The sequence below is a fragment of the Fangia hongkongensis FSC776 = DSM 21703 genome, assembly GCF_000379445.1.
Classification (GTDB): Bacteria; Pseudomonadota; Gammaproteobacteria; order Francisellales; family Francisellaceae; genus Fangia; species Fangia hongkongensis.
Genome location: NZ_KB902262.1, coordinates 130,022 through 155,315 on the forward strand (window position 1 = coordinate 130,022; position 25,294 = coordinate 155,315).

Annotated in this window: 16 protein-coding genes; 13 read left to right on the top strand and 3 right to left on the bottom strand. The window is 38.7% G+C overall.

Annotated elements, in window-relative coordinates; translation table 11 throughout:
• The first annotated feature begins 264 nt into the window (after positions 1–264).
• The 12 genes from A37Q_RS0108960 to A37Q_RS0109020 all read left to right on the top strand — a co-directional run bounded on the left by A37Q_RS0108960 (position 265) and on the right by A37Q_RS0109020 (position 21,065).
• Positions 265–2,997, top strand: coding sequence for a hypothetical protein (locus A37Q_RS0108960; protein ID WP_018299942.1), 2,733 nt, complete (start codon positions 265–267; stop codon positions 2,995–2,997).
• Between the two features lie 120 nt (positions 2,998–3,117).
• On the top strand, positions 3,118–5,949 hold the full coding sequence (locus tag A37Q_RS16380) for a hypothetical protein (RefSeq protein WP_018299943.1): 2,832 nt from the start codon (positions 3,118–3,120) through the stop codon (positions 5,947–5,949).
• A 53-nt stretch (positions 5,950–6,002) separates the two neighbouring features.
• Positions 6,003–7,058 (top strand): RHS repeat-associated core domain-containing protein, encoded by a 1,056-nt coding sequence (locus A37Q_RS0108970; protein ID WP_018299944.1) that lies wholly within the window; start codon positions 6,003–6,005, stop codon positions 7,056–7,058.
• Positions 7,059–7,248: 190 nt separating this feature from the next.
• Positions 7,249–8,133, top strand: a complete 885-nt coding sequence (locus tag A37Q_RS0108975; protein ID WP_018299945.1) for an RHS repeat domain-containing protein — start codon at positions 7,249–7,251, stop codon at positions 8,131–8,133.
• Positions 8,134–8,534: 401 nt separating this feature from the next.
• Complete coding sequence (locus A37Q_RS0108985; RefSeq protein WP_154648662.1) at positions 8,535–13,292, top strand: RHS repeat domain-containing protein; 4,758 nt, start codon at positions 8,535–8,537, stop codon at positions 13,290–13,292.
• A gap of 178 nt (positions 13,293–13,470) precedes the next feature.
• Complete coding sequence (locus A37Q_RS0108990; protein WP_154648663.1) at positions 13,471–14,664, top strand: RHS repeat domain-containing protein; 1,194 nt, start codon at positions 13,471–13,473, stop codon at positions 14,662–14,664.
• Positions 14,665–14,753: 89 nt separating this feature from the next.
• Positions 14,754–15,866 (top strand): RHS repeat-associated core domain-containing protein, encoded by a 1,113-nt coding sequence (locus tag A37Q_RS0108995; protein WP_018299949.1) that lies wholly within the window; start codon positions 14,754–14,756, stop codon positions 15,864–15,866.
• Positions 15,867–15,960: 94 nt separating this feature from the next.
• A complete protein-coding gene (locus A37Q_RS0109000) occupies positions 15,961–16,368 on the top strand; it encodes a hypothetical protein (RefSeq protein WP_018299950.1) in 408 nt (135 codons plus the stop codon).
• Positions 16,369–16,388: 20 nt separating this feature from the next.
• Positions 16,389–17,579, top strand: a complete 1,191-nt coding sequence (locus tag A37Q_RS0109005) for an RHS repeat-associated core domain-containing protein (RefSeq protein ID WP_018299951.1) — start codon at positions 16,389–16,391, stop codon at positions 17,577–17,579.
• Between the two features lie 137 nt (positions 17,580–17,716).
• On the top strand, positions 17,717–18,958 hold the full coding sequence (locus A37Q_RS0109010; RefSeq protein WP_018299952.1) for an ATP-grasp domain-containing protein: 1,242 nt from the start codon (positions 17,717–17,719) through the stop codon (positions 18,956–18,958).
• Entirely contained in the window at positions 18,955–19,803 is an 849-nt protein-coding gene (locus A37Q_RS0109015; protein ID WP_018299953.1) for a hypothetical protein, read from the top strand. The genes A37Q_RS0109010 and A37Q_RS0109015 overlap by 4 nt, the downstream gene beginning before the upstream one ends.
• Positions 19,804–19,955: 152 nt before the next feature.
• Positions 19,956–21,065 (top strand): RHS repeat-associated core domain-containing protein, encoded by a 1,110-nt coding sequence (locus tag A37Q_RS0109020; RefSeq protein ID WP_169710281.1) that lies wholly within the window; start codon positions 19,956–19,958, stop codon positions 21,063–21,065.
• 47 nt (positions 21,066–21,112) lie between these two features.
• On the opposite strand, the gene A37Q_RS15095 is transcribed toward A37Q_RS0109020, so the two are convergent.
• A complete protein-coding gene (locus A37Q_RS15095) occupies positions 21,113–22,048 on the bottom strand; it encodes a YHYH protein (protein WP_018299955.1) in 936 nt (311 codons plus the stop codon).
• Between the two features lie 172 nt (positions 22,049–22,220).
• On the opposite strand from A37Q_RS15095, the gene A37Q_RS0109030 reads away from it, so the two are divergent.
• Positions 22,221–23,426 carry an RHS repeat-associated core domain-containing protein gene (locus tag A37Q_RS0109030; RefSeq protein WP_018299956.1) on the top strand — a complete coding sequence of 402 codons (1,206 nt, stop codon included), beginning with the start codon at positions 22,221–22,223 and terminating at the stop codon, positions 23,424–23,426.
• On the opposite strand, the gene A37Q_RS0109035 is transcribed toward A37Q_RS0109030, so the two are convergent.
• Together A37Q_RS0109035 and A37Q_RS0109040 are read right to left on the bottom strand one after the other, a co-directional pair.
• Positions 23,423–24,691 carry an MFS transporter gene (locus tag A37Q_RS0109035; protein WP_018299957.1) on the bottom strand — a complete coding sequence of 423 codons (1,269 nt, stop codon included), beginning with the start codon at positions 24,689–24,691 and terminating at the stop codon, positions 23,423–23,425. The two genes, A37Q_RS0109030 and A37Q_RS0109035, sit on opposite strands and share 4 nt — an antisense overlap.
• Positions 24,692–24,704: 13 nt before the next feature.
• On the bottom strand, positions 24,705–25,142 hold the full coding sequence (locus tag A37Q_RS0109040) for a GNAT family N-acetyltransferase (protein WP_018299958.1): 438 nt from the start codon (positions 25,140–25,142) through the stop codon (positions 24,705–24,707).
• Between the last annotated feature and the right edge of the window lie 152 nt (positions 25,143–25,294).

Below are 25,294 nucleotides of genomic sequence, written 5' to 3' on the forward strand. Positions count from 1 at the left end.
GATTAAGTATTTGATATTTCAAAACGCATGTTTCAATATGTTTGTTTTTTAGTCTAAAAAGTTAATTTAGACTCTCTTAGGTTTTGCAAATAATCCAAAATTATAGCGATATTGCGAGTAGCTTATTATTTGCGCGTAATGGGGAAATAAGTGCAGAATATTTTCATTCAAGCTGTCGAGTAATTTACAAAAGTGCTTGAATGCCTAAATTAATCTTACTTTAAGTGTAGTAAAGCAGCATAATTATTATGGGGATAATGGAAAATGCGAAAAAAAATCACGTCAATGGTTGTATTGATGCTATTAAATATCGTGCTCAGCACGGCAATGGCAGATACACATTATTTAACCTTGGTGAATAAATCACCGTGTACACTAAGCTTTGTAAAAGATAGCTCAATGCATGCCAAATGGGTAAATGGTCATAGTCCAGAGGATCAAGGAAACTTGCCAGCTTATAGTAGCAACATGGGTTCCAGTTATCCACAAATAATTTTAGAAGCAGTTAAGCAGTGTAGTGATGATAACTGTAATAGTCATAACAAAAAGCTAACCTATTTTTTAAGCTGTCCTGAAGGAGAAAATGACTACACAAATACAGTGAACTTTAAATGGGTTATATATTCTGAAAATAACCTGTATACTTCATTAACTTCAAATCTGGGCTACAAAACTACCCTTAAAGCACCAGATTATAGCTATGGAAACAATTTAACTTTTACCTCTAGCTATTCAGATAAATATCATACCACTTGGACAATCAGTCAAACTAAGCCAGAGAATGGCAATACTTTATCGCTAGGAGATAGTGGGAATTTAACCCCTGAAAGTGCGACCAGTGACCCAAGTGATAGCACGGGAGTTGTTAATGCAAACGCGGTGCAAATTTTGGGTATCAACAAAACAGATACAAGTGGGAATTGTCCCAGTTGGGCTTGTGTTAATGGTAAAACCAAGGGAATTTATCGCATTAGTTTTAGCTATCAAATGTATCCGACAGGTGCTGGTTTTTCCAGCCATCCACCAGTTGTGGGAGCCTTTGAGATAGAACAAGGAGGGGAAGTGATCGGTTCAGTTAAGCGAGATTATGCCTTTATTTATCGTAATGATCCAGATATAAATGGGATATCAAAAATGAGCGACACACAAAATGGGGCGGTGTATCTGCAAGATAGCTTTGTGTATGTGCAAAATCCTTCAGATAGTTACAATAGCATTGAGATTCAAGGGGGATATTATGATGCAGAAAATACTTTCAATCCAATCGGTTCTTCTGTTAAGGTCGATTTAAATGCTGCTACGGAGTACTCTGTTACAGGAGGCGCACCGCTGATTAATTTTTCCTTAAATGAGGATGGCGATGATGCCTCTAGTAGCTATGCTGCTATTATTAAAAATGGGCAGCATCAAGTTCGGGTGATCCCTGAGCTTGAGACTGGCACAGGTGGTGCAGTTATTCAAGTGCAAACCAGTAGCACGACTGCCAAGCAGAGTAATGTCTATCAGCATATGCTGTATATTGATTACTCGGAGAATCAAAGTGGCAGCGTGATTACTAACTATGTACCAGCTACAGCGGATAATGCTATTGATCAAAATTTTGAGAGCTCGTATCTTCGCTCACGTTATTACTGTGCGATTACAACTGACAGTGTGGGAACGGTAAATTATGATGATGTTGCCCATTGCTATGATGTTGGTAATCAAAACATCTCATCCAGCGATGATGATATGAGTAGCTACCCACCCAAGGAGTCGTCGCAAAATCCGGATATTCCAACGTATCTATCGCTTCGTCCTTCGGCAAATCAATCTGAGACAAGCTACTCACTGTCGCCTTGTTATGTCTATTATGACTCAGCGGATAGTCAAGTGGTGCATGGCTGCGCATATGAGCCGGCAAGTTCAAACGATCAAGAGCTCAAATTGTTTGTTGAAAAAGGCAGTAGTGATATAAATGATAGTGGGAATAATTTTTTATCACTTGCATTTGCTTATGCAGCATCTCATATTTCGGTTATCGGTAGTTTTGCTGAAGATGGAGGCAGTGAGCTCGGCGTCAATCCGCTCGACCCTGTGCTAACCATTGCGGATAATAATGGCAGCTCGATTCTCGATGAGAATAGCACGGATGCTAATTTTGCAAAAGTAATGAGTAATGAAGTGCCCTGCTATTTATATTTTCTTAAACATAATAACTTGCAGCCATTGAATAACTTTCAAGCGATATATTATTTTGATAGTTATTTCACTAACCTGTATGTTGAGCCAAATAGCGTTGGAGATTGTGGGGCTTACAACGATACTTTAAAAGGTGTAAACAGTGATACATGGGTCGGCGATACACTAGGCAATCAGGTGAATCTGTCAGACAAGGATGGGCATGTATATTCGCTTTCACCAACGCAAAATGCAAATGGTAGTTCATATGTCACTTATAGTGGTGGAAGTAGTAATGGAGCCTATCATGATTTTAATGATAATATGACGCTGTTAACAGGATGGCCGCTTTGGAACTCGTGGTATAACAGTGCTTTTCCAGATACAAATGGTGGAAGTGTTAACAATAATAATGAGCCTTTTATGCTGATGGAAAATGCCGTGTCAAGCACGATGGAAAATGGTAAAAAACTCTCTTATGATGTTTATACGCACTTTGATTATGCACAATATAGTGAGAATAATCTTGTTGTGCCATTTCCGGCTTATGCTGCACTCGCTAAAGACAATGCACAAGGTGATGTAGGCTGCTCATTTTTATATAGTAATGATAAAAATAACATTAGTGCATTTGTTAACAGTTGGTGTGAATACTTAAGCCCGATTTCAACTGCACTTGTTAATGGTAATGATGTCTCTGGCAATGCGCTCACCTCCACACAACAAAATGCAAACATGGAGGCTGTGTTGCCATCAATGGACTCAGTGTGGATTGGGGGTGGGCGAGATATACTTGGCGATTATTTAGCGCCCGTAAAAGTTGGCTATCAAAGCTGATTAAGCAAAACGCATGTTTCGTTTTAAAATCATCCAGAGCAAAATGAACTATATTATTCTAGTTTGAGTCGATGGTGATGAGATTGTTGTTACCAGAATAACTCAATAAATGGGGTGAGTATGAAATTATATCTATATATGGCAATGTTTGGGGTGGCAGGGATTGCATCTGCCCACGATCATCAGTATTTGTATTTAACCAATTCAACGCAAAATTGTACCTTAAGCTTCGAGAAAGTTAAAAATGAGAAAAACATGCACTTTTCTAGCGGTCATAAGCCAAGCGATATTGGTACACTTCAGCCGACTAAAAAAGGTGAAGTAGAGCCGGTTAAATATCTTAAGGCTTATGCAAGTTCAGGTGATCATAATGCCTATGTTACAATTGAATATGCGATGAATTGTGGGAGTAATTATTTAAATGGCAATATGGAAAATGAAAGTGGTGCGCTTGATATCACTTGGATGCTTAAAACCACTGAAAAAAATGCGCCAAAGCATTCCGTAACAACCAATTATGTCAACGGTGAAAATCCAAATTACTACTTGCGTCATAACCTAGTATATACGGTAAAATATGACAGTAATGATCAATCTTATTGGCGCTTATCTACTGAAAAGCCAACACCACAAGAGGATACGCTTGCTGTTTCAAGTAATTATACGGACTCAAATGGTGCTCCCTATTATAGTGCAAGTTTTAGTGATGTATCTGTCGATGAGATTTTACCTTTTGATCAAATCAATAGTGGCAGTAACTGTAGCACGTGGGCATGTACCACCGATGCAAAAGGTGATTCAGTAACCAATGGTATTTATCGCATTAACTTTAGTTATGACCTAAGTGCAAACTCTGATGATAGCGAACATGGTTATATGCGAACGCATCCGCCGGTAATTGGTGCATTTGAGATTTTTAAAGACTCAAGTGGGGATAGCAAAGCGATTAGTGACAGTGATTTGACACTGGTTGGAAAAGTCTCGCGTGATTATGCCTTTATGTACAAAAATTCAGATGGCAGTGTGTCGCTGAAAGATACGTTTGTATTTGTCAATTATGCCACGAATGTCGCCAATACAGGAGAAACACCAGATACATTGGTTATTGAGGGTGGTTATTATGATAATACTGGTGTATTTCATAAGGTAGCAGAATCAGACCCTATTGAGTTGTCACAGGCAACAGACTATCCAGTTGATGATTCGGCATCATATAATATTGGGGTGGATTTAAATGATTACTCCTTTAGTACACCAAGCTCACTTGCCAGTGAAAGTGCGGACATTGCCAAAAACGGGATGCAGCAGGTGAAGTTTTTGCCATTAGTCAGTGATAATGGTAATAGCTTTATCATCCCGGCACGAAATGCATCTTCGACTGAGGAAGGAAATATTTATAATCATATAGTTGATTTAAATGGAACAAACACCTCAGGGAGTGGAGCTTCGGTTATTTCAAATATGGAGCGCTGTTCTGAAAGTAATGGTAAAACAAGTTGTAGCAGTAGTGATTTTGAAACCTCATATTTAGAGTCACGCTATTACTGTGCACTTGATACGGCGAATACAGGAACAATTACACCAGAGGGTTGTTATGCTTATCTGTCACCCTTGAACCTATCGCCTTCAAGCGATTCAATGGAAAATTCCTATCCGCCGATATCGCTTCAAAATTTCAACTCACCCCCTGTTCCTCAGTATCTTTCACTTAGACCGACGTCAAGTGGTAATACTGACTTATATACTCCGGATGCCTGTACTGTATATTATGACAGTACATCGAGTTCTGCCAAGGTAACCTGTGCATCTGGTATAGACGGAACTGGTCAGGTAGACACTTTGAATGTGGTTGGAGGAGCTTCAGATGAGTCAAGTGACAGCTCGAGTTTATTTTTAACATTAGGCTTAAACTATGACAATTCAGCAACCTATGGCAGTAGTTATGCAAGTGCAAGGGTTACCTCGGCGCCATCCATTGATGGCGAGACACAAAGTGGGGTTAATTATATTGATGAGCTCTCAACGATTGCCTCAAAAAGTGACCCTTGGTTAGGCAATACGACAGATCAAGTGATCGATGATTCGGATGTGTGCTATTTGTATGTTGCCTCTGGTAATGGTGGGCTACTGGCGGGTAATGATTTTGAAGCAAAAGTCACTGACAGCAATGGTAATTATAATATCACGCCGTTAGGCGGTGGCGTGTGTGGGGTTTATAATGATATGTTAAGTGATGCTAATGGTAACGCTTGGGTTGAAGGTATTGCCGGAAGTGCCATTTCTTTTGCTACATCCAATCCATCCACTACGATTGAGAGCTATAGTGACTCAACGCCTACGAGTGAGTATTTGGTTTATAGCAGTAGTGAGAAGGCTTATAACCTGCCTACTTATGGAAAATATAATGATGCAATGGAGTTTTTACAAGGGTGGCCAGTTTGGAACTCTTGGTATATAGGGGCATATGACCAAGGTTCTATGGCTAATGAGCCTTTTATGTTGGTGATGAATGCCAAATCTAAAACAACCGTTCCAGGCAGCTCAGATACGGACTATCGCTTGGCTTACAATCAATATGGCTATGCGAACTATAGTGAGGACAACTTAGTTGTACCTTTCCCTGCCTATGTAACCTCAAATATAAATACGGATACCAACAAAGGCACGGGCTGCTCGTATTTGTTTAAATCTGATGACAATAATATCAGTGGGCTTTTAAATAGCTGGTGTGAGTATTTAGGTGACGGTGTGACAAGTGGCTTGGTTAATGGCAATAGTATTTCTCAAAGCTTTAGCAGCAACACAAAGATGAAAGATTATGTTCCTGATATGAGTGATGTCTATATTGTTGGTTTGAGGGATGTAATGGGTGATTATATCTCACCGACAGAGTGCCAATACCAAACTGATGGCAGTGGTAATGTGACTTCAAGCAACTGTACTGCTGAATAAGAATGGGGACAGATACTATGAAACGGTTTTTATCTATTATAATAAGTATACTAATGTTTGTATATGTTGGCTGTGCTTTGGCAGACACGCCAGCGCTTTCACTTGCGACAGACTCATTTTCCTACGATAATGAATATTTGGATGCTGAAAGTGCAACGATCTATCTAAAAGCGCGAAATTTAGACAGTGCTTCAATGCGCTTTATTTCACAAGATACCTATAATTACTTTAATCGTTATTTGCCATTTAATGGTGATCCAATAGGCAATATCGATCCAAGTGGTCATAATGCAAGTGCCTTCAAAAAAGGCATTGAGAAATTTGGTATAGCACTAGCAGGTTCGGGAACAGCTGTGACTTCATTTGCTGTTTCTGGTGTCACTTTAGGCATGGAAGGCGTTACCTTTAGTGGGGAGAAAGGGCATTGGGTTAGTGATCATGCACTAAACCCATTTGGCTTGAGAACTTTGTTTCAGGGTAGTAAGCGCGCACGCATGGCATGGCTAAAAGGGCTTAATCCACTGGCAGGATTTGAGCCAATTATAGATGGAGATGATGGTCATAGTGTTGGCAGTATTGCTTATTCATTTATGGGTGGCTTAATGTCTGTGGGGGCAACATATTATGCAGTAAAAAGTATTATTAGCCCAGCTGAGCCATTGACGCCAGAAGAAGAGGCTAAAATTAAAAGCAGAAGTAACTGGGATCCTAGAAAATGGCAGCAGAAAGTAAGTAATCTTATTCAGGAAGATGACAGACAGTTGAAGACTTTTATCGGAGGGAGACAGGGCTATACTTTCACAAATGATATCCAAGCTAGATTAACAAATATGGCTTGGAAATTTAATCCAGTTGGGCGTGTTGGGGCAGAGCTATTTTGGCGCGGGACTTCATTCTTTAGGGCAATGGAAAATTCAGGAGCGTACGGGCTTACAAACGATATGATTGCAAACAATTCATTTACGTTAGCAGATCGCCTGGCAGCAAGCGCCCCTGCTTATGTATCAGGTCCTTTCCGAGTAGGTTATGGCGGATATAATCTACTCGTGGCAACAGGAAACCAGAGTGCAAATAATAATAGGATTACTAGAGGTCATTATACCTTATAGTTACTAACGTTTTTGCCAAAGCATAATGCAGTTTAAGTTGATAAGCGTTTAATAACGCTGTGTAGAGAATGCCAAGAGCTTGATAGATTAAACAGTCGTTTTACATCATTCACTATCAGCTTATTTTGCTTTTTGCTTAAATTTTCCGCCATTCAAGTTAATAAATAAACGATTGAGATTGAAAGTTTCCATGATGATTTATAGATTACTTCGACTTTCTATCTTTATAGCTGGGTTTTTATGTTACACATTGAGTTTGTCACAAACAGTAATAAGCGTTTCTGAAGGGGAGCTTAGTCTTCATGATGATCCTTATTTATATGATGGTGCGTATCAAGCCGCAGAAAATAAGCTGATGTATTTAATTGCTCGGAACTATGACCCTGAGGCATCACGTTTTATTTCACAAGATAGCTACAAGCTCTTTAATCGTTATAGTAGTTTTGGCGAGGACCCTGTGCGCTATGTTGACCCAAATGGTCATCATAAAGAATTGGTTAAAAGGATTATGAATAATGTTAATAAAGGGCTGAATTTCACGCAACATCTTATTGAAAGTGTCGCTGGAGGGGTGGTTGTAGCAAAATGGCTATTTGTTGGAGGGGTAGGATTTAGCGGAGGTGTTTCCGCTTTATTGTTTTTCTCCTCTGGTTTTACTCGGTTAACTCATAACTTTATGACGATGTCTAAGTCACATGCATCCTACTCCAAAAGCTATCATAATATTCGTATACAGGGTTTAATGAATGTTTTTATGTTGCCACTTGTAGTTGCTATGGGCTTTATAGAGGCAACCAGTCCTATGACTGCAGAGCGTGAGCTTGGAATTTGGGATCAAGCAAAATATCCTTTCGCCTCAGCATTTTCCTCAGCCGTATTCAATGGCGGTGCTATTTTTGGTACGAGGAAGGTGAAAACAAAAACTGGTATCAACACCTCTGGAGAAATGCATTTTGTCTCTAATGGGCTTACTTTATCTTTTAGTGCTTTATTCTATAAATCATTTAAAAACAAATTCCCACTGCCAAAGAAGGATTTTACTAATGCTCCGCCTGATATTTTATTTGATGCTTAGCTCTGAAAATTGTCTCTAAGATAAATGGGTTAGCTGTTTGAATGGCAATTATAATTAAAATCAGTATAGGCTAAGACGTTTTGATTAAGCTTTTATGGCAGTCTTTTAAAGTGAAAACATTTGTTTTGAAATTTGATATAAATACATCTGAATTTTCTGGACAAATGCACCTTGTTGCTAACTTGATTACAGGCTTTGTTATGAGTCGATTTGTTGTTCTCCCAGAGAATGGCTAAGAGGTGGCATTTGAGTTTGGAGTCATCTAAATCAGTTTTATGTGTTGCTTTTTTAACCGCAGGTTTTCATTTTTTTGAACTTATCTGCTTTTTAGGATTGTTATGCTGTGTGATAAATCATTGATAAATAGATGTTAACTGGGAATAAATTAAAGGTGAAAAAAGGTGAGTAGTAGAATGAAAAATGGCTATAAAAAAATTGTCTTGGCAATATTAACGGCAGTGAGCGTAAATGGTTTTGGTGCTGAAAGTGCAATGAATTTTGTAATTGGCAGCGCTTCAAAGGCGGGGAATCCCTCTGCAACCAAAGTCCCTAATAAAGTGCAAAATAAGGATCAAAGTGATGCTGTTAAAGGTTTAAATGTACTGGCATCACATAATGTTCATCCAGTTACATCCTCATCAACTACGCAGCAAGATTCGATGAGCTATGGTGGATCAGGTTCCTTAACAGCGAATATTAACTCTGAAACAGGTGAGCTTTTAATTAGCTATCCTGTGGGCAGTGTTCCTGGTATTGGTGCAAACCCTTCTTTAACGTTAAATTATGATAATGATAGCAATCAGAATATCGATGGTCTTGGCACGGGTTGGAGTTTTAACCTAACCAATTATGATATTTCAACACATTATCTTTATGTTGATGGTTCTGGTTATTACATTACTGAAGAAAATGGCGTAATGACCTTTGAAGGGGAACATACGTCAAATAATATTTCATTTACTGCCTCAACTGGAAAGGCTGATGATGGTAGGGCTTATCAATATGTTATCACTACACATGCTGGTACAACAGAGTATTTGAAAACCTATACTCAAGGGAGTAATTCAGTTGCCAGAGTGATTGAGAGCAAAGATAACATGGGGAACATTGTTTATTATTACTATGGTGATGAGACAGACCCAAGCTCCACAGCAAATGGTCTTTTAACGGCAGTTAAGTCAAACTTAGGTAATGAGATTAAGCTTGATAATGAGGCATCAACTGTTACTATTACCCTGCCAGCCGTATTTGGCAATAGCACACAAAGAACGATCACGCTGACAAAAGGCACAAATGGTGTTAGTAAATTGGCAGTGAGTGATGGCAGTGACACAACATATAACTATGGGGTAAGTTATCGAGAATCTGCAGGTCAGTACTTTATTACGCAGTTATCTTACCCATCGGGAATGTACGCTAATATTTACAACAGTACAAATGATCCAAACACAAATAATTATTTAAATGCATGTTCAACTTATGCGGCATGCTCAAGTTCAAATTATGTGAAAATGCCAGTCTATGAATATGTCCAGTATGTTGATGGTACGGCTTCAGGTGCGCATACGCTTTTAAATACGACCACAGATGCTCAATATGGCTCTAATGATCATAATTTTACCGGTTACCCTTCCGTAGGATTATCAAGCTCGGAAGATATGCTATTAAATTCTAGTAATCTAAATGGCTATACCTATCAAACCTCACAAACTACCAATAATATTAAGATTGTTTCAACACTAAATCATGAGCATTTGGTAACAGAACAAGACAGTTACGATGGAAGTAATTTAATATCTAAGTCCTTATTTACGTATGTCGGTGAAACGGTAGGCGATGAAAATTCGCCGCCACCTTATGCTGATTTGTCACTGGATACTTATAGTGATACCTCTCAGTCGAGTATAACGCCGTATCAGTTTAATACTGCTGGCACGACTTTAACAACGACAAAACAAGAAAATGAATATGGTGAAGTGACAGAGTCGGTGGCACCAGATGGCAGCACAACTACCACAACCTATGATGATGCGCATTATGGTCTTCCAGTTTCTGTTGTCAATATGCCAGCTACAGCATACTTGAAAACAAGTAGTAGTGATGATGATTCAAAAGTCTATCCAACTTATACACAAAATACGATTACTCAGGATAGTTATGGGCATTGGGTGATCAGTAGCTCTGAGTCTGGTTATCAAACCACCTCAGATGGCGGGAAAACGTGGACAAATGTGCCAGTTTATCACACAGACATGACGTACGATTCTCATGGCCGACTTCTCACTAAAGTGCTAAGTTATGCAAGTAGTGCGCCTTCAGAGTATGTTAAAGGGAACATCAAAACGGTTGAGACAGATTACACTTATATTGATGATGCCACAACAAGTACAAATAAAGCGCTGGTCTGTGGGCTTTTCTCATCGGGTAGTTGTCCAACTGATGTTGAGAATAACCTTGCTGATATACAAGCAGTTATTACCACGCAAACTGGCACAGCCTATGATGGTGTTAACTATGGCAGCATTAGTACAGCGGCTATTTCAGATAAAGGAACAGGTCTTGGCTTATATGCACTAACGGATGCAAGCTCAGCTAGTAACGGTATTGCGCAAGATTTTCAACATGTATCTAGTACAAGCTATGATGCCTTTGGGCGCACGATTGAGTCAGTTGATCCATTAGGTGAGGTGACGACGATGAGCTATCATGTTGCACCAAATGATAACTATATCTCTACTTTAGATCCAGCTGGGAATACACTGGTAAGTGATTTTGATAACTTTGGTAAAATCGTCAAGCAAACAGCAACTGATGGTACGCGCACGATAGTCACAGGTACTAAAACCTATGACTATGATGAAAGTGGTAACGCTGGTTATGGCATGCTTGAGTCATCGACAGATATAAGCGGCAACATTGATACATACTTCTATGATGACTCGCAGCAACAAATGACTGATAAAGCGACAAGCTATGCACAGATGGATAATGGTGTGGGTGAAGATGAGCAGATTTTTTATCACTATACATTAAATGACAGGGTGCATAATCGTCAAATCAGCTTCTCAACATACAGCTGCTCTGAAGGTCAGTGTATTGATTCTTATAGCGTAAAGGAAGTCGATCCAAAAACAGGTGAGTTATTACATACTTATACATTGCATGCAGATGGCAGTAGTTTGCCAGATACATACAGCGCACCAACAACGCTGCAAACAGACTTTGATGACTCCACGGCTGCTGAGAATATCATTGATGATGTCAATACAGTTATTGCAGATGGTGATTGGGTATCACATACCTCAATGAGCTATGATGGCTATCATCGCTTGATATCAGGTACCAAAGATGTCAATAGTTCAGGTGATACGATTACAGTGAATAAACATTATAACGATATCGGTCAGCTGGTTTCAGTTGATAACAACAGCGCCTCTAATGATGCAATCAGCAAGCTTTCAAGTGGCGATGATGATATTCAACAACGAAGCTTTGAGTATAATCTTATAGGTAAAGAAATCGTCAAAGAGTTGCAACCGCTTAATACATCAGATGCTAGCATCTTCTATCGCAAACAAGTGTTTAGCTATAATCCACTTGGTGAGCTTCTTTCAACGGTTTACAGCGGCGCTGATGATGCCGGTAAAGTTACCACTGAGACCGTGTTCTCAGATCCAACTTATGATGGTGAAGGTAAATTAACAAGCTTTGTGAATGAGGGGGGGTATGTTAATCATACTAAATATGATGCCATTGGCCGTGCGATTGCAAACTGGGTAACTGATTCAAGTGGCAAGCTTACGGTTGATCCATTGGGTAATACACTAAAACCAACTTGTAGCATTTATAACAATGCAACGGGGAATTTAGACTATGTTTATTATGATACTTCAGATAGTGGTGATGCTAATAGCATTTGTATTGCAACCGATGATGCGCCGCCTACAGCAAGTACAGCCAATCAGTTGATTAGTTACAGTTATGATGAGCTGACCGGGGATTTGTTGAAGAAAACGTATGCCGATGGCAAAGCATTAAGCTATGAATATAACTGTGTTGATGCAAGTAGTGGTAGTGCTGTTAGCTGCTCAAGCCCGGGTAGTGGTGCTATTTACTATGGTAGTTTAAAATCAGTGACAGATATTACTGGGATGATTACCAACTATGCTTACAATGCGGTGCAGCACTCTATTATCGGCAGTATGCTCACAGCAGGGCTTGTGAATAATGGCACAACTGTAGGACATGTGCACTATAGTTATGAGCCAAGTACAAAAGTCAATCAAAGCTGTCATGCCGGTGAGCTTTGTTCAGAAACCATTGGTAATGGCGATACTGAGTACTACAGCTACGCTTATGATAAATCTACCAACCCGTACCAGCAAGTATCAACGGTAGAAACCCTTGATGCAAAAGGGACTGTGGTTGACACCATCAGCTATCAGTACAATTACATTGGTCAGATTACTGAGGAAAAAGTCTCAGATGCATTAGGAGATGATTACACCTTAGATAACAGTTATGATGCCTCTGCACGCTTATTTGAGCAGGATAAAACAGTTGGATCAAATGGTACGCCAACCAAGACACAATATATGTATGATGTAAATGGTAATATTGTTAAAGAGGTTGAGGGCAGTAATACCACGACTTATGCATTTAATGGCCTTGATCAGATTCAGAATCAGAATATTAGTTTTGATGCGATGGGTGATGAGCTGACAAATGAGAATCAAGATAATTACTATTTCAATGCACTTAATGAGCCACAGCTTGTGGGTTATAAAGACCAAGCGACAGGCACTGTGTATGAATATACATATTACCCAGATGGTTTAAGGGCGAGCAAGTGTATTAAAGGTCAAACAGACTGTATTGATTACTATTACTCAGGTGATCAGATGGTAAATGCCAGCTTAGATGGTGAAAGCTCTCACTATCTGATGGCAGACTCAAGGGTGCAGCGTCTTTTGACTGATGATGCAACAGGTAAGCTATTGGGTGATTCAGGAGATGATGATCACTATTATATGGCAAACTTTAAAGGAACCGCTTTGGGGCATATTGATGGTAGTAGTGGTTCACTTGTCTCTGCAACACAATACACACCATATGGCGCAGTGACTTCAACAACAACGGCAACAAAAAAATCTAAGTAAGCTTAGAATTATATAAATCGAACTTTCAGTTCGCTTAAGGTTTTGCATGTGGGGCATGCTCCCTTCTCTTTACGGAGCTATAAGGTTAGAGGGAAGGCCATAACACAAGATGTGAAAACATCTTGTGTTACTGGAAAAGCTTAAATATAAATTTAATGGGGAAAGAGAGGTTATTACCATGCGATACAGGCAAATAGAAGTATTATTGTTATCTCTGTTACTAATGCTAGGAAGTAGCTTTGCATTTAGCTCAGAGCTTCAAAAGGGAGCAGCGCTAAAAAACGAGGGTAATTTGGCTTTATTGGACCCTTTTGGCTTTGATAATGCTTATGGCGATAGCGAATCTCAAACGGTGTATTTAGTGGCACGAAGTTATGATACTAAGCTCAATCGTTTTATCTCGCAAGATACTTATACATTGTTTAATCGCTATGCCAGTTTTAATGGAGATCCTTTGAATAATCTTGACCCAGTGGGGCATAAATCAATAAAGTCATTTATAAACTCAGAATTGTCACATCATTGGGGAGGTGCAGTTGGTTTTGTAGTAGCTGGAGTAGCTCCATTTGCTGTTGGTTATACTTTTCAAAATCCTCTTGCAACACTTGTTGCAGGTCTAGTTACAGGGCCTATGGTGAATATGGCTCTGACTGCCATCAATGCATCTTCTAATCACCAGCAATTTAAAGCTTCATTTAACTCAGGGAAGCTTGGAGTGAGCTTTGGAATAGCGGCGCTTGCTGCGCTCGGTGGGTCGTATTTGGCGACGAGAAGTGCCGCTACAGGTGTAGAAATAGAAGAGGCTGCCAGCGCTCAGGAAGATTTTCAAGGCGCGCTCATGAAGAATGGAGGTGCAGCAAAAAAACCTAGTCTGGTATTAGCTATTGAAGATGAAACAGATGGTGTTAGCTCTCATGGAGATGGGAAATTGATGGATGTTAAAAAAATCGATGTCGCAGAGAATCCGTTGATAGCTGATAAAGCTCCTGATTTCATCAAAGTTAGTATTTCAAACGAAGCTCAAAATGCCCTTAGTGTTTCACACATAGACAAGTTTGCAAGCGCTGATGTAGATCAGAAAATGAAAACATATATGAGCCAAGTTATGAACGTACTGAAAGGTGATCAAGAGCTACAAAGATTGATGGGTAGTATCTCTGTCGTGAGCAAGGATAATCCTGAGTTTGATAATATGACCGAAGAAGCTAAGGGCTTAGTAGCTGCTGCTGTGTCTCGGGCTTCGGCTGTAATAAAAAACAATGAGGCAGATTTATTATCATCAGGGCTTACTAAAGGGCAAATAGATAATGCTCCTATGAAGGGGCTTGCCAATGCTTATCCAGAGCATCAATGGATTGGTCAGTTTCTGTGACGATACGTTTTTCATCAAACTACATCAGCAATCAAAGTTAATTTCTCAGGAAAAGGGAAAGACATACCTTATTTATAGGTCTCATTTATATGGAAAAAATTATACTCGCTATATTGCTAGCAATCTGTTCTCTAGGCAATATTTATGCATTGGGAATGCATGCAAGCACTCAGTTAAACTATGACGCTGGCGCTCAGCATTTGTCTTTATTTGACCCTTTTGGCTTTGATAATGCTTATGGGGATAGCGAATCTCAAACGGTGTATCTAGTGGCACGAAGTTATGATACTAAGCTCAATCGTTTTATCTCGCAAGATACTTATGCACTGTTTAATCGCTATGCCAGTTTTAATGGGGACCCGCTGGATAATCTTGACCCGTTGGGGCATAAAAGCCATAAAAGAAGGATTATATTCAATACAATAGCCTCAGGTTTAGGCTCTGCTGTTACAGGTTTGGTTGTTGGTTTAATTCTACCTACTCATGGGTGGCCGGGTGCCTTTTTTGGTGGACTCTCTGGAGCGATATCAGGTTCTTTGATTAGTATGGCTGCAACTGGTTTTATCGCTAAGCAAGATCATAAAACCTTTGCTCGAGCTTGGAATTGGCGCTCTTTTGCTGCTAATATTTTGTCTGCTATTGTGCTGGATGGAATTACTGGTTCTGTGCAAACTTGGTCTGGAGGAGCTCCAGTAGAGGATACATTCTCAAAAAGTTCTGTCTCTTATGAAGCATTGTCCAGTACTTTTGTGAAGCACAGTTTAGACAATGGTCAAACGAGCTTTGATCGGGATTATTTTGAATCTGAAATGAGAAAGATAGCACAGCAAACTAAGTTTTCTGCTCAAGAACGTCAATCATATAAAAATACACTAAGTAAGCTAGATGCCCAATTATTTGAATTACAGGAATATTATAATAACGATACAGCAAGCAAACTCACATCAGCTCAATTTCATAGTAATTATGCTGAATTTAAAGCTGCTGCTCGAGTTTATCAGCAAAACTTGCATAATATGGCATACTTAACATTTACTAATGCTGGAGGGGGTTTGGGTAATATAGCGGATCTTTACAACGCTCGTGTGATTGCCGAGAATGTAGGTTGTACTAAGAGCCTCAAGGATGTAAATGCTGCAAGCTTGATCAGTAAATACTTTGAATATCAATATTGGATGCTCAAGTTATCTAGGGCGGCATAGATAAATAAACTTATGTTTTGCTTGCCTATGGTATAAATATTTTTTGTTGAAGTACAATCATTTGATCACTGGAGAGTGGAGAAGTGATTAAAAAATGGGAAAACTGCTTTATATTCCAAGATATAATGAAGTCACAAATAGAAATTTGCAAATGCTTGCAGATTTTTGTTTTGACAACAATTTGCTATTTGAAATCAATATCTTAACGGGGGAAGACCCACATGGCAATCAAACTGAGCCTGATGAGCTAATCCCTCCTATTAACTGGGCCTGTAAACTTGGTGCAAAGCATATGGCAAAGGCTCAATTTATTAGCTTTCCAAACTTGCCAGTGGCCGTTTTGCATATGCTGGATGATAGTGCAAATGCTAAAGTGGTCGTGGGTGAAGCCGATTATCAAAAGCTCATTTATATGATTGATGAACATGCACAGTATAAAAAATTACTATCAACACGATTAATTGATGAAATCAGCCATATTTCAAAAGGAGCTTCGATGTAAGTTATAACAAGGAGGGTACTATGAAGGTGGTTGTTTTACTAATTATTTTTATTTCTACTGCGCTTTTCAATTGTGCAAGTGCCACACAACATAATACTAAGGCAATCGGGGTATTAAAACTGCAGATTGTAAGCGATCCATTTGCCTTTGATGATGCTTATCATGAAACTGAAAGTACTACAAGCTACCTGCTAGCAAGATATTACGATGAGAATACAGCAAGGTTTATTTCTCAAGATACCTATCGCCTATTTAATCGTTATAGTGGGTTTTCAGGAGATCCTATTAATAAGTTTGATAATAATGGCCATCATGCAAAGCGTTATCGCAAAATGAATCATATGTTTGAAGTGGCACAAGGGCTTGGAAATGCTATTTTTGGCGTGATACAGGCACCTTTGTTTAATGCGCCAAGGAGTTTAATTACTTATTTTACAATAGGCTTGTTTATGGCAGCAGGCGGCCTTAATGCAATTACAGAAGTGCAAGGAAAAAAAACCAGACGACATGCGAGGATGCCTAGGGTGATTATCAATGTTTTGTTATTAGGTATGGCTTCTAGTTTAATGACACTAAGCAAAGTGCAGGTACAAAATGGCTATCGAGTTTCCCGTCAATTTGTAGGTGGTGGGATTATGTTTGGTATGCTTTCATTTGCATTTTCCTATGGTGTGTCAGCTGCAGTAGCTTATGCGGTTAAAGGTGGCGCGCATAAAAATATATATGGTCCGATGTCTTTTGTGGGGAATATGGTTGCACTAGCCTTGTCTTACAAACTTTCAGATGCTTTATATCAGTCAGACGTAGCGCGAGAAGAAGCTCCTCTTCCTGCCATACGTGAACAGTTAATTCCTGATCAACAACAAGGTGAGGATAACTTCGTTGGCTTTGATTATTATCGTCATATTGGAGATTATCAAGTCACACATCAAGAGGTTAACCTCTTGGATGGTGAACCATTTCAACAGGGAGATCCTGTTGTTGTACACCAAAAGCAAAACTCAGCACAAGTTGAAGGTGCTGTCTCAAACAATAATAGTGAATATACTCATCCTGCAGATCAGGCTGGTATGGAAGAATGGGCGCAGTTAAAGATGGCTGACGGCAATCCTGTAACTTGTATGCTTTGTCGTTATTCTGGAGATCGCTGGGCAAGAGCAACTGCATCGATTGAGTTACAACCGCTTGGTGAAGAGCAAGAGCCAGATTAAAAAGTTATTATAATCTCTATGGCGTATGAGCATTAAAATTACGCTAAACATGGGTTTCACCTTCTTGATATTGACTTTAGAGTGACACTTTCTTAGCTTCGAATGTTAATTTCAGAACACATTAAGGAGTGAATACTTTGAAAAAGGCTGTTTTAGTCATTGACCCGCTTAGTGCGCCTCAGTACATTGTAACTAGATTTAGAGAGTGTGGGTTTCAGGTAATTGCATTATGCACAATGGCTACTGAAGATACATATTTTTCTTATGATGATTTACCTTTTGCTTGCATTCTACAATCTACTCAGAATATAGAGTTAGACATTAAACAGCTTGATAGTATTGAAGGCTATGCCATTGTCCATGGCTTTATTGGCATCACTGCTTGTGTGCCATATGCAGAGAAGTTGCTAGCAAGATTGTTTTCAGATAAGGCCAATGACCCAACAACAAGTTTATGGCGATTTGATAAGTTTATGATGAATGAGGTGCTTAAACGCAATAACTTGACGCATATTGTTCAAAAGAAGCTTCCAGCGCATCTAGAGAGTAATAAAAAGATACAGCAAACTGAGGCATTTTTTGCAGATAATCAAAGGGAGATTGTAATCAAGCCGAGTAGTGGTTCAGCTGGTTCTGTGGGGGTTCTTTCACCCTCTAGTGAGAAGGATATCAAACACTATTACCAAAGGTTGCATACAGGATTACTCTATGATTCAGATATTGTATTACAAGAGAAAATAACAGGAAAGGAGTATTATGTTGATGCAGTTAGTTTAAAAGGGAAAATAGAAATTGTGTCAGTTGGATTCTATGTAAAACATGAAGTGAATGGCTTGTTCATATATCAAAGTATTGATACGGTTGATATGTTCTCTCAAAAAATACAACCTTTGTTGCAGTACACTATCTCTTGCTTGCAAGCTTTAGGCATGCTTAATGGCTTTAGTCATACTGAGATTATTGAGACAAAATCAGGGTTTAAATTTATTGAATTAAACACGCGTATTTCGGGAATACATGGATGGTGTAATTTGCTTGCAGAGAGAAAGTATAGCCGCAATCAAATCAGTGTATATAGAGACTTACTTGATAACAAGCTTATGACGCCTATTAAAAACAGGCCTGTTAAACAAAGAATCTATATGTTTAAGAACAAAAAAGGATGCTATAGCAAAATTAACCTGCAAAGCATTAGTAACCTATCCTCTTATGTTATGCATAAAGTACTACATTCAGCGATGAGCACACAGCAGCATAATGATGAAAGCCTACTGAGCTTGGTAATGCTGATTTTGCTTGAGAGTGATAATCAAACGGTGATTGAAGATGATACGAAGATTTTGCAATGTATAGAGCAGCAAGGGAGCTGTTTAGAATGAAAGGGTACATACAAGCGTTTTTATATATTTTTGTTATTTCATTTTCAACTGTCTGGGTGAGCCACTTAGGTGATAATATTTCAATTCCTTTGCTCTTGTTTGGTGTGTCCATAGTTGCAATGCTGTTTTTTAACTTGATTAGACTTCGCTATATTATCAAAAATCATCAAACTATTGTTAAATCACCTTTTTTATGGCTTAGCATGACCATATCGATGTTATTGGTTTGGTGGTGTAGCTATTATACTGCCGTTCATGCATCTGCGAGCTTTTCCTTGGCAATACTTTTTCTCTGGCAAGCAATTGTGGCTGCTATAGTAAAAAAACGTCGATTTGTAGTGAGTTTGTCGCTAGTCATTTGGTTTTTAATTTACTGGTTGGCACCAGATGCCACGCCATTAACACTGGTTACTGCAACTCTCTCAGGAATAATGGCATACCTTTATTACTATGGCTCTTTAGCTTATGCCAAGCGCCATGACATGACAGCTCTCGATATATTGACGATTCGGTTTTATCCTATTTGTCTATTTTCACTGATTTATATTGTTATTGATGTGCATCGCAAGGTTGCCCTATATACAAATAGTACCATACAGCAGGTTGTAATGGTTTTGCTTTTGCTTGGGTTGATCAATATGGTGTTACCTAACTTTTGTTCGCAAAATAGTGTACAAAATATTGGTGCTGAGCAATTCTCATTTATTACGACATTTATCCCGCCTTTTACGTTCTTGATTCAGGGTGTCTTTTTAGGAACTTGGTCAATTTCATTGCTTGTAGCCTGTATATTAACATCGATTATTTTAAATATTGATGTGTGTGTCAAATATGCTTTTAGGTAAGCATTAGAACGTGAGAAAGCTATTGTTTGATTTTTAATGACGTAAGTTTAGAAGTTCTCGCTTATCATTAGGTTCCAAGCTAGATTACACTTGCCAAATTCGTCTTTATTTAAAATGGGGAGTTACCATTGAAGGTTATATATGGAATCGTTTTGTTTATAAGTTTGGGGGTGTTGACACAAGTCTATGCAAAGAACATTAGTACACAAAGTGATACACAGTTATTATCCTTAAGCTCAGATACCTATCAATTTGCAGGGGAATATCAAGATTCAGAAGACAATGCAATTTATCTGCGTGCTCGTTACTATAACCCACAGCAAAATCGATTTGTTAGCCAAGATACCTATGGACTTTTTAATCGTTATGCCTATGTTGGTGGTCAGGTCATTAACGATATTGATCCTACTGGGCATCATGCAAAAAACCTTTGGCACCGAATGTGGCATAGTCAAAAATATTGGCGAAAAACCGGATATAGAACAAGCATAATGGTTACAGGTGCCTTACTTTCTATTGCTGCACCTTTGATTCTAAGTCCTGGCCTTGCTCCCTTTGCTTATATAGGAGGAGGGGTTCTTAACCTTGCCGCTATTACTCAGAATATGATAGAACAAGGCGTTAGCGGTAATAAAAATGAGTTAGTGGGCAACATCCTTGCTTTGACGGGGATGGTGGTTACATCAGTAACTTGGACGTTCGACGATTCTGTTATAGCTCCAAGGGTTCGGGATAAGCTGATGACAGCAACTGAGAGAATGGGGTTTAATTTTGTGGGTAATTTTGTAGATAACACTTTAGCAAACTTAGGGATTAATTACCAAAGTGGAAATATGCATGGAGGACAGTTCTTACAGTCTATGGGCTATGGGGCTATTTCAGCAGCTTTTTTAGCGGGAACTTCAGCTATTTATATGAATTATGGTGTTTTCGATGAGGAGTACGTAAGCAGGGGGACAGCCGCAGTACTTGGTGGTGTACGTGGAGGCATTGCGCAAGGGCTTAATACATACTTTTCTAGAGCGGGTATGACTGACCGCTGGGGAGTTAGAAAGAATATTAACGATGGACTTCTAATTTCAGCTGACATGGGTTTTTTGTCAGGAGCTTTGTTATTTGCTGGTACGCATGGAATCTATAATGATGAGGAGATAAAAGATCGTGCTTGGCCTAAACTTGGAGCTCAAACTAGTTTAAGTACCATCTGGCAGACTGATATGGGCCCTATAAATAAACAGATAGATAAGGCAGTAAGAAGCTAAGATGAATTTAGCTAGAGAAATATTAAAAAGAGAATTAAATATACTGTTTACATGTCAGGAGGCGGTGCTTTTTTAAAGCTGGCATCAGCTGTGGCTTTTAAACAAAGTGGTAAAAATGGGAAGGTGTTTGTAATGACATAATAATACGTGCCATTTGGGTATTCTGAAGTTTTGCCATATTGCCCATTACATTGATCTAGATGCCCTTGTTGCTGAACATAAGTATAATCACGAAAAAAAGTACCATCATAACTGCCAGAAGGCGCATTTTTTGGACGCTCTCCTGATTTTAACTGATAACCTGTTTTTGCTTCGATAAGTGGGCTTGAGAGATCATTTGGATTCTGATGAACATAAACACCGTACATGGGGAAACCGTCAGCGGCATAGCCAATAAGTGTCATTTTATCTTTAGACATATTTGTTTTGGATAAGCGATTAAATAAAGCCTCTGGTAGTTTATGATAGTGATAAAGACCCTCAGGTGGTTGTGGATGGCCATTTGAGCTGTCTAATCCGACTGACTCTTGTGAGGCAACATACATCCAAGGAGAAGGTGAAAAATTAACACGTCCTACCGCTTTATGCCAAAACTCTCCAGTTCCTTGATCAAATGGAATGCCATTAAGTGCAACCCCCATAAATTGAGGGCCATACCAAACAACTGGATTTGATTGAGCCTGTGGATGAAGTGGTACACGAAAATGATGTGTGACGACACAAAGCATATTTGGGTCCCCTGCATCAGGAAAAGAGCCATGACTTTCTGGAATGCCATTACTGGTAATATAGCGATAATTACCCTTGACGATGATTGATACAGAGGGCGACGGTAGCGTTGTACTACATTTAGCAGTTATAGGCATATTACCAGCATGTGCACCCGATGGAGGTGGTTTTGGAAAGCTGTTAGCAGTTTGGATTGTAGCTAACATCGAGCTTAATAATATTGAGTGTGTAAGTGCTTGATATTTTTTTCTCATCAGTTTCTCCTGTAGATTGAGGTTAAGACATTTAACCCTTCAAATACCATTCTAAAAGCCATCAAAGCAGAGTCGCTGCAAATAAAGAAAACATAAGTTTATATTTTTGGCTATCTATCTTCATTTCAAGTTATACGATTAAGTATAGGCAAAGGAAAGTGTTTGTTAATCTATGAGGAAATTGGTTGTAACTTGTTGTTTAATTGTATTTAGCTTGAAAGTTTTTGCATTTGATTTTAAGGTTGATCCATATTTGTATGATACAGCATACCAAGATATTGAGAGCAACTGTATTTATCTTCATGCTCGCTACTATGCGCCCAGTAATAAAACTTTTATCTCGCAAGATAGTTATTTATTTTTTAATCGCTATCAGGCTTTTGATGATGATCCTATCGAGAGGATAGATCCTAGAGGTCATGCAAGCTTTAAAAAAGGGCTTGTTAAAGGTGTAAGGTATTTGGGAACGCCGGCAAGTGCTCTTGGTATTGGAATCATAATGGCGGGAGTCAGTAGCTTATTAAATGAAGACTCTTTAACCCTTAGAGCTGTTTTTGTATTGGGACATGGGCTGCCTAATATTTTGCAATCTATAGCGGCATCAACTAGAGGGCAATATTTAAGTGTAGTGGCAAATCTTGTCTTTGCCACCAGTGGCTTTGCGCGTTCAGTAGCATCACAACCAAATATTATGTCTAGTGTGGCTAGGCTTTCTGAGTTATCGGCAAAGGATGAAGTAGCAGATCAAACTATAGAAAATGCATTAGTGGAGTGTAACTTAATGGATTATAGAAGAGTCAATCTACAAGGGACCTTATCAAGGGGAGAGACTTCTGAGGCACTTAAGGCTGGAAAGGATGTACTGGTAAATAGAAGTGCAATATTGTCTATTGCACTTTTGGGCGCCGGTGGTGGACTGCAGGAAAATTATATCAAAGCAAAGTGGGCGCAAGGGACGGGATATCGTTCTAGCATGGTAGTGTCACTTGCATTTTTAGGGGCGTTTTCGGGGAAATTTTATGGTTTTGTGAGTGCTATGTTGCCTCAAACAAACAATGAAGCTCCTTTGTGGAAAGTGGCAAGTCTTGGTGCGCTTAGAGGAGGCATTGCCGGTAATATGTTAAATGCTATTCAATCTGGATATTATATGTATGATGATATAAAACACAATAAAGCAAGGCATAATGCTTATTTAGCGTCTGTATTTTTGCCTTTTGCAACGGGTGCAATTTCAGGGCTTACGCAAAATTGGCAGAGATCGTCAAAGAATATGGCAAGCCGCTTTGCACGCACCAGTTACTTATTTGCACGAACACCAATCTTTGAAGCGATGATGAGCAATAACACAATAAACAAGCATTATTGGCTTGGTGCTTAAAGAACTTTTTGTGCTGGGTCTTTCAAAAACAATGAAATAAAAATAGCGATCATAAACAAGATGGGTACAACTATAAAAGCATGCTGATAGTTTTTTACAGAATAGAGTAGAGTTCCATGAGTATATTGTTTGTTCTGATTAAGGTGTTTAAGTAGATAGCCAATAAATGGGTCAATGAAAATAGAGCCTAGCATAACCATCATGTTATTCAACCCCGATGCAGTGCCAACTACTGGCGTTGGATTAATATCTTTGATATAGGCAAAACTTAATGCTTGTCCGGAGGAGGATAAGCCAGCAAGAAATAATAACAAACACATTGCTATAAAAGGTATTTTAGATAATGAGACGATCACAAGAAAGCTTACTAAGCCAACTACTGCTGAGATGATCAAAAACAATTTGCGTTTGTACATTTTTGAAGATAACCAACCAATCACAACACTACCTAATGCAGATGCTCCCCACATTATAGCAATTGTACTACCTGCTTCTGTAGTACTTATATGATATAGGCAGGTTAAGTATGATACGCCCCACAAGCCTGCAAAGGCTGAAAATCCAGTCCATAAACAAAATACATATATACTAATCCAGTATGTTTTGTGGTTTTTTAGTACAAGGACCAATTGCATCCAAATGGACATGCTGTTTTTGTAACTTTCACTTTTATAGTTAGGGTTATCTCTTACAGTAATACCACTCAAACAGGCAATAACTAATCCTATAATACCAAGAATGAAAACGGTTTGATTCCAACCAATATGCGTAATAGATATTGAAACAGGAATATCTCCAAACATTGAGCCTGCATTACCAAATAATTGCCCAATGCCAACCATTACAGCAAAATAACGTCCTCCAAACCAATGATTTGTCATCATTACCATACATACGGTAGATGCCGAAGCGCCAAAACCCATGATAAAGCGCGCAAATAATATCAAGTGATAACTATTAGCTGTACTAAATAAAATACAACCTCCACCTGTTATAGAACAGGCTATCAACATAAGTAGCTGTATACCTAATTTATCTGATAACAGCCCATATGGAAGTTGCATAAGAACATAAGGAATAAAATAGATTGATGCCATAAACCCTAGTTGAATAGTGTCAACATGAAAGTCGTGCATGAATTGATTGGCCATTACGCTGGGATATATTTGCAAAATTGGATCATAAAAATAAAAAAGACATGTAATTAAATAAGAGATAACTCCAATTCTATTAATGTTGCTCGTTTTAAACCTCAGATCAAACAATATAATGCTCTCATTAAAAGGTTGGAGGCATGATTTTTGTCATTACAAAAGGATTACTTTCTTTTGTAAATCCAAATTTTTCATATAATGCAAAAGCATCCTCAGTCATTAAAAACCATTTAAATACGTCTTTAAGTTTAGGGTTTTTGATTGCACTCTCTACAAGAAGCTTTCCATAACCATTACCCCGATAATGGTGATCTATAACAACATCCCAAAGAGAAGCCGTTTCTGAAAAGTCGGTAACTACACGCGCAAAGCCGATCTGTTTAAGACCTAAATAAATACCATAACAAAGCGAGTTATCAATACTCTTTTTGAAGCGTGAATAGGGTAAATTTCGAGCCCAATAGGTATTTAAAAGCAAATTATGATAAACATAGTCAACGTCAATTCGGTCTCTCTCATCGCTTATTGTAACATCTTGATAACATATTTCATAATGACACATAGTATGAGTTACTTTCTATTTAAATCATATTGGGTAAAATTATAATGACTCTTTCGTTCTGCCGCAAACTTAGTAATGGGCTGTGTCTCGCAATTTCCATTTAGTGAAATGAGCATTTGCAAAGAGGTGTAACTATTATGCTCTTGATCATA